The sequence below is a fragment of the Bacteroidota bacterium genome, assembly GCA_019637975.1.
Classification (GTDB): Bacteria; Bacteroidota; Ignavibacteria; order UBA10030; family UBA6906; genus CAADGV01.
Genome location: JAHBUR010000054.1, coordinates 1 through 14,479 on the forward strand (window position 1 = coordinate 1; position 14,479 = coordinate 14,479).

Consider the following 14,479-nt stretch of genomic DNA (forward strand, 5'->3'; position numbering starts at 1 on the left):
ACTTTGAGAAGATCGATGCGCTCGGAGGAGTCATTCCGGCGATAGAAGCGGGCTTTTTCCAGCGTGAAATTGCAGAAGCAGCCTACCGCTACCAGCTTGAATTGGATAGCAAGGAAAAGATCATCGTCGGCGTGAATGAGTTTGTTGAAGAGGATGAGAAGATTGATATCCCGATTTTGCTGATTTCGCCGGAAGTCGAGGTGAAACAGAAGAAGCGTCTTGCGGATCTGCGCCAATCCCGCAACAATGACGATGTTGAACGAACGCTCGCCGAACTGAACCGCACAGCCTCGGATGGTTCGAACCTGATGCCGAAACTGCTGGATTGCACAAGAGCATACGTCAGTCTCGGCGAGATGTGCCAAAGTCTGACCGAAGTGTTTGGTGTGCATGAAGAGATTGCCGTGTTCTAGAGCCTTGACGTGAAGAGGAAGTTGTGAAATCCAAAGTAGCAGTTCTTAAAACAAAGCCCGAAACTGTTCTCGACGATTATCAGCGGCTTGCCGAACTTGCCGGTATGCCGTCTGTTCTCAGTACTGGCGCGACCACCATTCTGAAAGACAATATCTCCTGGCATTTTCCGTTTCCCGGCGCCAACACAACGCCGTGGCAAATGGAAGGGACGATCCTTGCGCTGAAGAAATTCGGGTTGACAGATATTTCGTGTGTGCAGAACAAAACAGTTGTTACCGACGCGTTCAAAGGCGAAGATCTGAACAACTATGTTCCCATCTTCAAGAAGTACGACATTCCTGTTCTCTTCAACTTCAAGGAAGAGGATATGAAATGGATAACGTACGAACCGAAGGCGAACATGCACGTGCTGAAGATGATTTATCCCGAAGGGATTACCATCCCGGATTACTTCTTCGGAAAGAATATCGTTCATCTCCCCACCGTGAAATGTCACATCTACACAACAACAACCGGCGCGATGAAAAATGCCTTCGGCGGATTGCTGAACACAAAACGGCATTACACGCATTCGTGGATTCACAAGACGCTCGTTGACCTTCTCGCAATCCAAAAAGAAATTCATAGCGGCATTTTTGCGATGATGGATGGAACAACGGCGGGAAACGGCCCGGGCCCGAGGACGATGTTTCCCGTTATCAAGGACTACATTCTTGCAAGTGCGGACCAGGTTGCAATCGATGCCGTCGCAGCGAAGATGATGGGCTTCGATCCGCTGAGTATTGAATATATCCGTGTTGCGCATGACGACAAGCTCGGCGTCGGCGATGTACGCGATATCGAGATTGTAGGAGAGGATATCTCCAATGAATCATGGGGCTTCACGGTCGGCAACAACGGTGTGAGCCTGTTCGGCAATCTCGCCTGGTTTGGCCCGCTCAAGGGATTGCAGAAACTGTTCTTCCGGACGCCGCTTGTGCATGCCTTCATCTTCGGGTCCGAAGCGTATCATGACTACTATCGCTGGCCTCTCAAGGACGAGAAGGTATTCGAGCATTGGCGGGCTACCACCCCATGGGGCAGGCTGTTCACTCAATATCGGAACCGGGAAGTGCGGGAGAAAGCGGCATCCTGACCGGCCATCTGTAATTCCACTTTCACGAATTCTGTAACGGAGAACCCGGAGATGCGCCTCGTTCTTCTTCCTGAAGCATCTTAATGACGAAACAAACCAAAGCGGAGTACGCCCTTTTTGCCACGACGTTGATTTGGGCGAGCACGTTTGTTGCGATGAAAATCGGATTGCGGGATATTTCGCCCGTGCTGATGACGGGAATCCGCTTTACGTTTGCCGCACTCTTTTTCCTTACCCTCTTTGCCCGAAGGATACTTCCTCTTTCTCCGGACGCCCTGAAGAAAGGGAGCTTCCTCGGGCTGATCCTGTTCCTCGGTTTCATCTCGCAGAATATCGGGCTGAATTATACGACGGCATCCAAATCGGCATTCATCACAAGCTTGATGGTGGTATTTGTTCCGGTTCTTCAGTTCGTGATTGAAAAACGTTCCCCGACAGTCGGGAATATTCTCGGTATAGCTATTGTTGTCGGCGGACTCTGGTTACTTTCGGCGCCGGCTGGTTCGGAATTCAATTTCGGCGACATGCTGACACTTGTCTGCGCTGTGTTGTTTGCCTACTACATTGTTTATCTCGATGTTGCGTCCAGAGCAATGACGGCACTTCAGCTCACGTTCCTCCAATCGGCTGCGTGTGCGGTGTTGGGCATGGCGTCTGCTTTCCTGTTCGAGGAGATTCTCTTCAATCCTACTACTTCGATGTTAGTCTCCGTCGGCTATCTTACTCTGTTTGCCACGGTTCTTACCACGCTTGTGCAGACAACGTTTCAGAAGTACACAACTCCGACGCGTGCCGCGGTTATCTTCACAATCGAACCTGTGTGGGCATCTATCTACGCCTACTTCATTCTTGGCGAGATGTTGGGGGAATTGGGCATGATAGGCGGAGCCCTCATCGTCATCGGTGTACTCGTGTCGGAGCTTTCTGACAGCATTCCCGGTTTGAACCGGCTTGTGGCCGGCACCGAATCGTAATTCGTTTTTCTCAACCGCAGGTTTTTGTCTCTTCTTTGAGATATATTTTCATAAATACGTAGCCTCACCATCCACCTCCACAGGAGTACATCACATGCATCGAGGATATGCAATCCTGCTTCTTGCAATTCTGACTTCGGCCAATTCGGTATCTCAACAATCCGGCGATCTGAAAGTTCTTACCATGTGGCCGAAGGGACAAACAGAGGCATTGAATCAAACGCAAACCGTTGTTGCCACGTTTAGCAAACCGATGGTGCCGATCCGGGAATTGCCGGAAGGAGAAGGAACGGGGCCGCTCACGATTGCACCGCCTGTCAAAGGAAAATATCGCTGGCTTGGCACAAGCACGATTTCGTTCACTCCGTCCGAACCGTTTGAAATTGCTTCAGAGTACGTTGTGATCATCAAGTCGGGAACAACAGCTCTCGATGGCTCGACGCCGGTCAAGGATATTCGGTGGACATTCACAACGCAGCGCCCCGTATTGCTTTCGAGCAGGCCGTTGAATAACGCTAAATCTGTTGATGTGAACTCACCGATTCTTCTCCAGTTCAACCAGCCGATGGATGCGGAAAAGGCAACAAGGCACATCACCATTACAGAAGCGAAGACCGGAGTCGCGTTTACAGTCGCCCGTCCGACACAGGAAGAAATACGAAAAAGTCAGATGTACGTTGCCGATTCCACATCTGTTTTGATGGTCAAGCCGCAGGCCCCGCTCAAGAAAGCTGCAAAATACACCGTTCGCCTGATAGCAGGTGTGCCCGGCGCAAAAGGGCGGCTCGGGATGGCGAAGGACGCTTCTTTCAGTTTTGAGACGTACGAGGCGATGACATTTCTAGGCATTGATGAGCCGGTAAATCGCGATCCGTCGGGAGCACTCACGTTTCGCTTCAAGACTCCGGTAAAAATAAACGATCTCGCAAAATACGTCACATTCAATCCCCCCCTTCAAACAGCTATGGACTACTCCGAGTGGGGTTGGAGTTCGACCGATGCGTCAATAGAATTCGCATTACAGGCTCAGACAACATATACCGGCACCATCGGCAAAGAGCTGAAGGATGTTTTTGGACAGGAACTCGGCAACGATGTCCGGTTTACCTTCAATACGGTTTCGTTCCCGCCGAAACTCAGCATGACAACCGGACACGGCATTCTTGAATCGTACGGCGAACGAATGTACCCCGTTACGTTGCTCAATGTCGCCTCTGTGCACGTGCAAATGCTGAAGCTGACTCAAGAGACCATTGTTCCGATTCTTCGCAGCGACACTCTGTACTCACGAGGGAGCAAGCTGAATGTCCGTTTTGAGGTCAACAAAAAATGGGAGCCGAAGATTCAGCGTGATGTCCGAACGACAAGAGGTCTTAACCTCGACGAAGCGCTCGGCGAAAGCAAGAGGGGAGCATTGTTGTTGCAAATTTCCCGGGCCGACGCAGATCCGGCATTGGAGTTTGTGCCGCATTTGAAGGCTGACGTTCAGGTGACCGACATGGGGGTGTCCGCCAAATTCTCGCCAGAAAACGTACTCGTGTGGGTTACAACGTTGAAAGAGGCAAAGCCGCTTGCCGGCGCGCAGGTTCAAGTACGGGATGATTCAAACAAGATTTTGTGGCGGGGAACGACGAATACTGAAGGAACTGCCCTGGGAACAGGCTGGGGAACGTTCGAGAATATTCCGCGTTCAGAATGGTCGGCACCGCGCATGTGGGTGATTGTCACCAACGGCGATGACATTGCCTACACGGCTTCAACATGGCAGGACGGCATTGAGCCGTACCGGTTCAACGTCAACACGGATTGGAATCCGCAGCATGAGCCGTGGCAGGGATCGGTATTCACGGATCGGGGCTTGTACAGACCGGGAGAAGAGGTGAATTTCAAGGGGATCTTTCGCAACCGTCGCGGGAATGATTGGGCAGTAGCCGCGGGGGAAGTTCTCCTTCGTGTGTACGACGCACAGAACGAACAGGTGAAGCTCGATTCGATGAAGCTGAACGAGTTCGGCTCACTTGCCGCAACATACGTCATCCCCAAAGAAGCCCGGCTCGGGTACTATCGGATCGAAGCGCTTATGCGAAAGAAACGACCACACCCGGAGGAGCCGTTCACGTACATCGCAGGGGAGTCGTTCAGGGTCGAAGCATATCGTGTGAGCGAGTTTGAGGTGAGCACTCGATTCCGTGAGGCAGGCTATACAGTCGGCGATACGGTACGAGGCTCGTTTTCTGCAAAGTACCTTTTCGGCGGGGAGATGAGGGGGGAAAAAGTACGATGGCGACTTCGGTTCGATCCTTCGTGGTTTACTCCCGAAGGATGGGAAGAGTATTCGTTCGGTCGGAATACCTGGTCGTACGGCTATGCGTCCGGTCCTCAATCCAAACTGCTGTTCACAAAAGATACTGTACTGAATGCAAAAGGAATGCTGGATGTTGAAGTGAAGACAGTCGTGGGAGATATCCGTTCAACGGGGCGGCTTGTGCTCGAGGCAGATGTGACTTCGCCGAGCAGGCAAACCGTCTCGGGACGTATCGGGACGACGATTCATGGCGGACTGTACTATATCGGGATACGTCCTTCTTCAACGTTTGTGCAAAAGGGGAACACGCTTGAGTTCAAAGTGGTTGCTGTCGGATCAGAGGGGAGAATCATGTCCGGCAAGCCGCTGGAGGGAGTAGTACTGAAGCGCGTGTGGCATTCAGTTCGGAAGGCCAGCATACAGGGCGGGTATTCATGGGAGTCACAGGCAGTTGACACAGTTCTCCACCAATTCAGCCTTACGACTTCAGGCGAGCCACGTTCGATGACGTTTGTGCCGGAACAATCCGGATTGTACGTCATTCAAGTTCAGGGAAAAGATGAACGCGGCAACGAGATTGTGAGCGACACGTATTTCTACGCAAGCGGCTCCGATTACGTTGCGTGGGAACGGTCGGATGATGATCGCATCGAATTGATTGCCGATGCAAAGAAATACAAGCCGGGACAAACAGCCCGCATCATTGTCAAGAATCCGTACGAGGAGGCGACGGCACTCGTGACAGTTGAACGGGAAGGCGTGATGAAGCATTGGCGGACATTGCTAAAAGGCAGCGCCCCCGAAATACGAGTCCCGCTCGACGAGAAATCGTTACCGAATATGTTCGTCTCGGTTATTCTTCTCCAGGGGAGAATGTCAAAAAATCCCGAACTCGAGCAAGCAACCGATGTCGGCAGGCCTTCATTCAAGATTGGCTACGTTGAGCTGATAGTCGATCCGGGAACGCGGCATCTCTCCCTCTCAACACAATCCGACAAGGAGAACTACCGCCCCGGTGACACTGTATCAGTCACGGTGAATGCGAAGGATGCTGCCGGAAACCCTGTGCGAACCGAGCTTGCCGTAAGTGTTGCCGACAAGGGTACGCTGAATCTGATTGGTTACCGGTTGCCCGATCCGTTTGATGAATTCTACGGTGCGCGCCCTCTCTCAGTTGTAACGACAGAATCCCGAATACAAATTGTTCAGTCACGGAGTTTTGGCGAGAAAGGTGAGGATGAAGGTGGAGGTGGCGGCGCCGATCTTGCAGGGATTGAAACCCGCGGCAATTTCAAATCAACTGCGTATTGGAATGCCTTCCTGAGAACCGACAGTACAGGCACACTGAGGTTCAGATTCAAGTTACCCGACAATCTCACGACATTCAACATCATGTGTGTCGCGCAGACGAAGAAGTCGGAATTCGGGTACAGCGAGAAAAGCTTCACGGTCAGCAAGCCGTTATTGCTGCAAGCATCCATTCCCCGTTTTGCCCGATTGGGAGATGCATTCGAAGCCGGCGTGGTTGTGCACAACTACACGAAAGAGAACGGAACTGTTTCGTTGAGAACAACATCTGAAACAATAACAATGAAGGGAAAAGAAGTCGTCGAGTTTCCCCTTGCAGCGGGCGAAAGCAAAGAAATTCGCCAGCCGTTTGAAGTGAAGAGGGTAGGGAAAGCGACGTTCACGTTCCAGGCAAAGATGACCTACACATCATCCGAAGGCAGCGAGACAGATGGATTAGTGCTGAGTATTCCGTTGCAAGTTCCTCGACGAAAAGAAACCGTCGCCGATTTTCAGGCGATCACCCGATCCACCGATTTGAAGGTGATTGTCCCCCAAAACAGCTATGAGCGGATGGGTTCGATTGAGTTTACCGCTGCATCAACGGCGCTTTCGGGTTTGGAAAACAGCGTGGAATATCTGATGACGTACCCCTACGGTTGCATTGAACAGAAGTGCTCCGCTATTCTTCCCGTTATTTTGGGGCGAGAGATGGTTGAAGCATTCGGCCTTCAACCGTTGAAAGGCAAGGATGCGAAAGCGGTTGTGAATAACACGTTGCGCGAGATCGCCCGATACCAGATTTGGAATGGCGGTTTCATGTACTGGCCGGGCACGATGCGCGATGCGCCGTATGCTTCAGCGTATGTCATGTACGTGCTTGCTGTCGCGAAGAAGGCCGGATACACTGTCAGTCAGCAGGTCTACAACAGAGGTCTGGAATATGTAAAGGAAGTGTTGCGATGGCAGGACAAAATGCCCGCATATCCGTACACGTCGCATACGTGGGCGGCAACCAAAACGCTGATTCTGTACACACTTGCAATTGCCGGACAACCGGAGCCTTCATACTACGAGACGTATTTCCGCACTCTCGACAAGATTCCTCTTGTTGCTCGGGCGACGCTGCTGAACGCCATTGCTTCTTCGACAAAGAACAAGAAGATGATGCAGACGATATCGTCAAATCTTCTCAACAACATCAAAATCAGCCCCACATCTGCACACTTTGAAGAACCGAACGTCAAAGGGCTTGAATGGTGCTGGAGTTCCAACACGCGAACAACGGGAATCTCGCTTCAGGCATTGCTTGCCGCTGATGCATTCACGGCCGGCAAAGCCGACCTTCCTGCCAAGATTGTACGATGGTTACTGGATCAACGAAAGTCGGGAAGGTGGAGCAACACGCAGGAGAATGTGTATGTGGTTGATGCGTTGGCAACATACTTCAGGAAATATGAGAAGGAAGAACCGAAATTCCGGGCAGAAATCAGGGTTGCAGCAACACAGATTCTCTCGAAAATGTTCGAGGGGAGAAGTCTCAAAACCGAACGGATCGTGCGTGACCTGGATGGGTTCGAGAAAGGGAAGGAGCTTCCGTTGCATCTCAAGAAAGATGGAACCGGAATTCTGTATGCCGGTATGCGAATGTCGTACTTCCCGACAAATGCCGCCACTCCGGCGGACGAAGGCATCGCCATCACGAAAACCATTGAACCGCTCCGGTCTGAAACCAACCCTGCAGGTGCCACCTTTACTGCCGGTTCAATAGTGAAGATCACGTTACGTGTAATCACTCCGCAACAACGCAACTTTGTGGTTGTTGAAGACCCGCTTCCAGCGGGGTTCGAGGCGGTTACTACTTCGCTGCAAACGGAAAGCAGCGAGCTTGGACGCATGTTAGGTGACATTCAGTCCGATGAAAGCAGATATCGTTGGTGGGGTTCATTCAACTACAATGAATTTCACGACGACCGGGTGATGTTGTTTGCAGATCAGCTTGAAGCAGGTATTCATACGTACACGTACCTTGCCCGTGCAACCCGATTAGGCACGTTCATCGCACCGGCAACATACACGGAAATGATGTACGAGCCTGAAGTGTTCGGCAATACTGCAAGTGGCAAGGTGGAAATCAAATAGAGTGATATGACGTGCGGACCCGCTTGCTGAAAATATCAGCAGTCGCCTTTCTTGGATCGCTTGGCATGTTCGTGATTTTGCTGTATGTGCCTCTCGATCGGGAGTTGTTTTCACCGGCGCAGGTGACATCGCTGAGAATGTATGACAAGCACGGAACGATGTTGAGGGAAGTCCTTTCCGGGGACGAAGGGAAGGGTCGATGGTGCAACCTTGGCGATATTTCTCCCCACGTTGTTGATGCGGTTATAGCAACCGAAGACTCCCGCTTCTACCGGCATCCCGGCGTTGATCCTCTTGCAGTTACCCGCGCAACTGTCCAGAATATCCGGGCAGGCCGGGTTGTCAGCGGCGGCTCCACTGTGACAATGCAGGTGATTCGCAATGTGTTCCGTCCGAAACGAACCTTTGCTGAAAAACTGCGGGAGGCATGGTATGCGCTGCGCCTTGAACGGATGATGTCGAAGGAGGAGATTCTTGTCCAGTACCTGAACAGGGTATCCTTCGGCAATCAAACGTCAGGAGTCGATGCGGCCGCCCGCGTGTACTTTGGAAAACCGGCAAAGCAACTTTCGCTTGCCGAGTCTGCCTTTCTCGTCGCAATTCCCAACTCACCAACGTTGAATGACCCTTACAACAGGTTCGAGCGGGTTCGAAACCGCCAATTGTATGTTCTCGGGAGAATGAAGTCCGGGGGATTCATTTCAGACGAGGAATATGAACGTGCCGAGCACGAGCCGCTCGTTCTCGTCCCCCGTTCGGCACGTTTCAAGGCACCGCATCTGACGACAATGATTCTCAGCAAGCTGTCGGAGAAGGAGAAAGGGGAGATTGCGGAAATTCACACAACCATCGACCTGAACGTTCAGAAATCTGCAGAACTGCTGCTTCAGGCTCATCTTGCACGCTTGAAGAAACACGCAATTACAAACGGTGCCATCGTGGTTATCGACAACAGGACGCGTGAGCTCGCGGCGCTTGTCGGGTCGGTGGATTTCTTCGATACAATTGCCGGTGGACAGGTGAACGGCGCTCTTGCGTTGAGGCAACCGGGCTCGACACTGAAGCCCTTCACCTACGGCATGGCGCTTGAACACGGAATGACGGCCGCCGAGTTGCTGGCGGACATTCCGCGTATGTACGGTGACGGCGATGTGGATTTACTTCCGGAGAATTATGACAAGAAGTACCACGGCCCCGTCCGTTTGAGGACTGCACTGGCATGTTCGTATAATGTTCCTGCAGTGAGAACGGCTGAACGATTCGGCACGGAGTTGTTGCTACAAACACTTCATTCAGCCGGGTTTTCTTCTTTGAATCAACCGTCATCGTTCTACGGTGTGGGACTTACACTGGGGAACGGCGAAGTGAATCTCCTGGAGCTGGCGAACGCGTACAGTATGCTGGCGGCAGGCGGTCACTACAGTAATGTACTTTTTATTGATAGTGTTAAGCTTGTTGGAGGGCCTCGAGAACATTTGAAAGATACCGATGCCGATCGCCAGGTGTTTTCCGAGCAAGTGGCATATCTTCTCACCGATATCCTTTCAGATCCGCAGGCCCGTGCACCTGCCTTTGGCGCAAACAGTTCGCTCAATTTGCCGTTTCCGTGTGCGGCGAAGACAGGAACATCCAAAGACTACAAAGACAATTGGACTGTAGGCTACACGCCGCTTTACACCGTTGCAGTGTGGGTTGGTAACTTCAACGCAAAGCCGATGAAGCTTGTATCGGGTATTACCGGGGCGGCACCGCTATTTCGAGACATTATGCTATTGTTGCACCAGTCTGCCGCCTTGCCTTCGGTGTTCACAGTTCCGGAGGGAATCGTAACAATGAATATTTGTCCGCGTTCCGGAATGTTGGTTTCGCGAGATTGTCCCGGCGAGTTTCACGAGTCGTTTATTTCAGGCACCGAACCGCACATGATCTGCAGTGTGCATAGAAGAATCGCGTTGGACCGGCGCAACGGACTTCGTGCATCCCGGAATACGCCTTCCGAGTTTGTTGAAGAACGGGCCTTCGAGATCTTTCCTCCCATCTTCGACAGTTGGACTGAAAAGGAGGGACTGCCAAGGCCTCCTTCCGGAGTAAGCGCTAAACCGGACAGGCACGATGTTCCTCTTGCTCTCAGTTCGCCAACTCGCGGGGATGTGTTCCGGCTCGACCCGGTGTTGCGACCCGAGTTCCAATCTATTCTCATCGAGTCACTGGTCTCGCCGGACGTGGAGAACGTCTCGCTGTGGCTGAACGGCGCCGAGATCTCGACACTTCAACCGCCGTACACGTTTCGCCTTCCGCTTGCATCACTGAACAAAGGCCATCACACCTTAATGCTGAAAGGACAGAAAGGAGCATCAGGCGTTCAATCGGAGCCTGTGTCGCTGGATGTTCAGTAGCATGGGCCAATGTTGCATTTCGTTCCGCATCAACTTATTTTGACAACAAGAGTGAGAGGAGTGCATGATGCTGACGCAGACTTTCGAAAACAGAACATATCCGAACTACGACGAACTCGTTTCATCAAAGCTGTTCCAGGAATTTTCTGTCAAGGTCGAAGACATCTCTTGATGTCTGTACGCGTTCATATTGTTGTTGAAGGATTGGTCCAAGGTGTCGGGTTCCGGTGGTTTGTTCATCGTAAGGCCCAGAGCCTGGGTATCCGCGGATGGGTTCACAACCTTTATGATGGTAACGTTGAAATCGAGGCAGAGGCCGACCGCTCTCCTCTGGAAGAATTCATCAAAGAAATCAAGGTGGGTCCCAGATCGGCCCGAGTAACAAATCTGAAGATATATTGGAAGGATGTGAACCCGGGCGAGTTTCCGGATTTTCAGATCCGATAGAGAACCGGATGGAATTGTAATCAGAACGGCTTGGTGCGCCACCCCTCATTGATTGACGACAATTGATGCCCAACAACAGAACAATCGTTATCTCCCTCAATACATACCTGTGAAACTGCAATCGTACCCCCGTATCGGGTTTGGATTTGACGTGCATCGCTTTGTGAACGGACGGAAGCTTGTTCTTGGAGGGGTCGAAATCCCGCATGATCAGGGTCTTGACGGACATTCCGACGCCGATATCGTATTGCATTCTCTCATGGATGCATTGCTCGGTGCGGCGGCGTTGGGAGATATCGGAAAGCATTTCCCGAATACCGATCCGGCGTATAAAGGCATATCAAGCTTGAAATTGCTCAAGCATGTCGGCGAGCTGCTTGCGAAATCGGGAGTTTCCATTGTCAATCTTGATATTACCGTTGTGATGGAGCATCCGAAAATTCATCCCTACGTGCCCCGGATGCAAAAGAACATTGCCGAAACACTGGGAATGCAGGAAAGCGACGTCTCTGTCAAAGCAACCACGAATGAAGGTCTCGGGTTCATCGGTAAAGGAGACGGGGCCGCTGCGCATGCTGTTGTTTGTATCGTAAAGGAGTAGCTCCCGCCGTGGAAGGTCTCATCAACTACATCCAATCGGTTGATCCGGTTCTTGTCTATGCAATAGTCTTTGCGTTTGCATATATCGAAAATATCTTTCCCCCGTCTCCCAGTGATACGGTAATTGTGCTGGGCGGCTCACTGATAGGAATAGGCCGTGTAGGTTTTGCCGAAACATTGCTCATTGCCACTCTCGGCAGCACACTGGGCTTTATGACGATGTACAAAATCGGTGATTGGTTCGGCGACACAATTCTCGAGCAGGGGAAAATCACGTTCATACCCGTCAGCGCTGTTCACAAGGTCGAGGCGTGGTTTCAGAAGCATGGCTACTGGCTTATTGTTGCAAACAGATTTCTCTCGGGCACGAGGGCGGTTGTTTCGTTTTTTGCCGGCATGGCTGAGTTAAACCTCCTTCGGACGTCTGTTCTCTGCTTCCTGAGCGCACTGGCTTGGAATGCCATACTGGTTACAGGAGGGTACTTTCTCGGACAAAATTGGGAACGCATCGGATTCTACCTGAGTACATACAGTCAGGTTGTGACAGGTATAATCATCGTAGTTGCTTTGGTATGGTTGGCAAGAGTGTTCTTTTCTTCCGACAGCAAGAAAGATAACGAAGAGGCCCAACAATGATCGACTGGCTGTATTCGATTGATGTTGCCGCATTTCATTTCTTTAATGGAACCCTTGCCACATCCGTCGGCGATGTCTTCTGGCCATATCTGACCGATTACGACAAGAAATGGCCGATCAGAATTCTCTTGATTGGAGTGTGGCTGTGGTTATTGATCAAAGGAGGGAAGCGGGGACGAACCGCCGCACTGATTCTTATTCCCTTACTGTTCATCAGCGACCAGTTCAGCAGTACTTTCATCAAGTCACTTGTAGGCAGAGTTCGCCCCTGCCATGCCTTCTCTGCCGGGGAAATTCACTTGCTGGTGGGATGCGGAGGGCTGTCGTTTCCATCCTCTCATGCAGTCAATAATTTTGGTGTGGCGACGATGTTCTCGTGGTACTATCCCAAAGCCCGCACCGGCCTTTACATTTTTGCCTCACTTGTAGCCATTTCCCGCGTGTTTGTCGGCGTTCACTATCCTTCGGATGTTCTTGGGGGAGCTGTCATTGGAACAGGTGTAGCACTGTTCGTTGTGGGGGGATGGCAAGCTGTTTCAGAGAAGCTGCTTCCTTCCATTGCTGTTGAACGAGGCAAACAGTGACATTCTTCTTAAAACCAAGTGATGCTTCAATTCGAAGAATCTCCCTCAGCATTTTCTCCGGAGTGTTGTTAGGTTTCGCATTCCCGCCGAGTTCGTTCGGAATTCTCGCCTGTGTCGGGCTCGTACCGCTGCTGCTGGCGCTTGATGATGTTCAGAGAATAAAGGCGGGACTCGGGTACGTATATGTAGCAATGCTCGTCTTTCATGTCATCACGCTCAACTGGACCGGTGGCTATGCGCACATGAACGATCCCTACATGATGGTAGCGGGCGCAATCACTATGACGGTTCACCCGCTGTTTTATTTTCTACCAATGGGCGCATTTCTGTTCGTGAGAAACCATGCCGGCAAGAGCCTCGCACTCACAGCGCTGCCGTTTTTCTGGGTTGCGTACGAATACTCCCACACGCTCAGTGAATGGTCATTTCCGTGGATTACGTTAGGCAACACGCAATCGTACGATCTTGCCCGCATTCAGATGGTGTCATACACTGGCGTGATCGGGTTATCACTGTGGATTCTTTTCTTGAATGTCGTAGCATATTTCTTCGTCCGCTCAATAGTTATTGAAGGAACAGGGTGGCGGAGTAAGAGAAATATCTCGCTCGCAATCACCTTTCTCGTCGTGTATCTTCTTCCGATGGCCTACGGATTGAGAGTTCTCCGTGCTGCACCCCCTGTGGAAAAGCCTGTTCCCACAAGCGACATGGCAAAGAAGATGCTCGTCACCGTCGGAATGGTGCAATCCAATGTGGACCCGTGGGACAAATGGGAACGGAGCGGATTGGAAACGTTGAACGAATATATGCGGATGACGGATTCGCTTGTAAAGAACCATCCGGAAAATCCCCCCGACATTGTTTTGTGGCCTGAGACGGCGATGCCGTACTATGTTCTTACCCCGCAAAACAGTTCAACTCTCAATCTTGTCAAAGAGAAAATCAACGCAATTGGTGTTCCCGTCTTGTTCGGGTTGCCGCACGCCGTGTACTACGACGATACAACACAGGCGCCGCCGAGCGCAAAGCGGATTCAAGCAACAGGTGAACGGTATGATGCGTTCAACGCCGCTGCGTTCGTTCAGCCGGGGAGTGAAAATGTGCCTTGGTATGGGAAGATGAAGATGGTGCCGATTGCCGAGCGCGTACCGTATGCCGATGCGTTCTACTTCTTTGATTTTTTACGATGGGGAGTAGGCATAGGAGGCTGGCAGATAGGGAAAGACACTGTTGTGTTTGAAGAACGGAAAGCCGGAACAAAATTTTGCTCGCTCATTTGCTACGAATCAGTATATCCGGAGTTCGTTGCCTCGTTCGTGAAAAAGGGAGCCGAGTTCATTGCCATCATTACAATTGACAGTTGGTGGGATCGAATGTCAGGGGCGTACCAACACCACCAGTACGCAATCTTCCGTGCTGTCGAGAATCGCAGATGGGTCGCACGCTGCGCTGTCGGCGGGTTTTCTTCCTATATTGACCCCTACGGGCGAGTCTATGATAAAACAGAGTTGTTCACTCGAGCAACCCTGAACAGGACAATTCTGAGAATAACCAACCGG

General features: G+C 51.5%; 10 protein-coding genes. All 10 read left to right on the forward strand.

Annotation, left to right across the window (positions count from 1 at the left end):
* Positions 1-413, forward strand: a 413-nt coding sequence (locus KF749_17830; protein MBX2993015.1) for a methylmalonyl-CoA mutase, incomplete at its 5' end; no start/stop codon positions are given.
* 104 nt (positions 414-517) lie between these two features.
* On the forward strand, positions 518-1,549 hold the full coding sequence (locus KF749_17835; GenBank protein ID MBX2993016.1) for a DUF362 domain-containing protein: 1,032 nt from the start codon (positions 518-520) through the stop codon (positions 1,547-1,549).
* Positions 1,550-1,632: 83 nt separating this feature from the next.
* Positions 1,633-2,523, forward strand: a complete 891-nt coding sequence (locus KF749_17840; GenBank protein ID MBX2993017.1) for a DMT family transporter — start codon at positions 1,633-1,635, stop codon at positions 2,521-2,523.
* 94 nt (positions 2,524-2,617) lie between these two features.
* The gene (locus KF749_17845) at positions 2,618-8,257 is read left to right on the forward strand and encodes an Ig-like domain-containing protein (protein MBX2993018.1); all 5,640 of its coding nucleotides are present in this window, start codon (positions 2,618-2,620) and stop codon (positions 8,255-8,257) included.
* A gap of 23 nt (positions 8,258-8,280) precedes the next feature.
* Positions 8,281-10,653 carry a penicillin-binding protein 1C gene (pbpC, locus tag KF749_17850; GenBank protein MBX2993019.1) on the forward strand — a complete coding sequence of 791 codons (2,373 nt, stop codon included), beginning with the start codon at positions 8,281-8,283 and terminating at the stop codon, positions 10,651-10,653.
* A 168-nt stretch (positions 10,654-10,821) separates the two neighbouring features.
* Positions 10,822-11,100: an acylphosphatase gene (locus KF749_17855; GenBank protein ID MBX2993020.1), complete on the forward strand. Its 279-nt coding sequence runs from the start codon at positions 10,822-10,824 to the stop codon at positions 11,098-11,100.
* A gap of 115 nt (positions 11,101-11,215) precedes the next feature.
* On the forward strand, positions 11,216-11,701 hold the full coding sequence (gene ispF / locus KF749_17860; protein ID MBX2993021.1) for a 2-C-methyl-D-erythritol 2,4-cyclodiphosphate synthase: 486 nt from the start codon (positions 11,216-11,218) through the stop codon (positions 11,699-11,701).
* An 8-nt stretch (positions 11,702-11,709) separates the two neighbouring features.
* Positions 11,710-12,336 (forward strand): DedA family protein, encoded by a 627-nt coding sequence (locus KF749_17865; GenBank protein ID MBX2993022.1) that lies wholly within the window; start codon positions 11,710-11,712, stop codon positions 12,334-12,336.
* On the forward strand, positions 12,333-12,920 hold the full coding sequence (locus KF749_17870; protein ID MBX2993023.1) for a phosphatase PAP2 family protein: 588 nt from the start codon (positions 12,333-12,335) through the stop codon (positions 12,918-12,920). The genes KF749_17865 and KF749_17870 overlap by 4 nt, the downstream gene beginning before the upstream one ends.
* The coding region (gene lnt / locus KF749_17875; protein MBX2993024.1) for an apolipoprotein N-acyltransferase at positions 12,917-14,479 on the forward strand (1,563 nt) is incomplete at its 3' end. The genes KF749_17870 and lnt, both read left to right, overlap by 4 nt.

Excerpts from the sequence above, each read along its gene's own strand:
- KF749_17835 (MBX2993016.1), top strand. The coding sequence starts at position 518 with ATGCCGTCTGTTCTCAGTACTGGCGCGACCACCATTCTGAAAGACAAT.
- KF749_17840 (MBX2993017.1), top strand. The coding sequence starts at position 1,633 with ATGACGAAACAAACCAAAGCGGAGTACGCCCTTTTTGCCACGACGTTG.
- KF749_17845 (MBX2993018.1), top strand. The coding sequence starts at position 2,618 with ATGCATCGAGGATATGCAATCCTGCTTCTTGCAATTCTGACTTCGGCC.
- KF749_17870 (MBX2993023.1), top strand. The coding sequence starts at position 12,333 with ATGATCGACTGGCTGTATTCGATTGATGTTGCCGCATTTCATTTCTTT.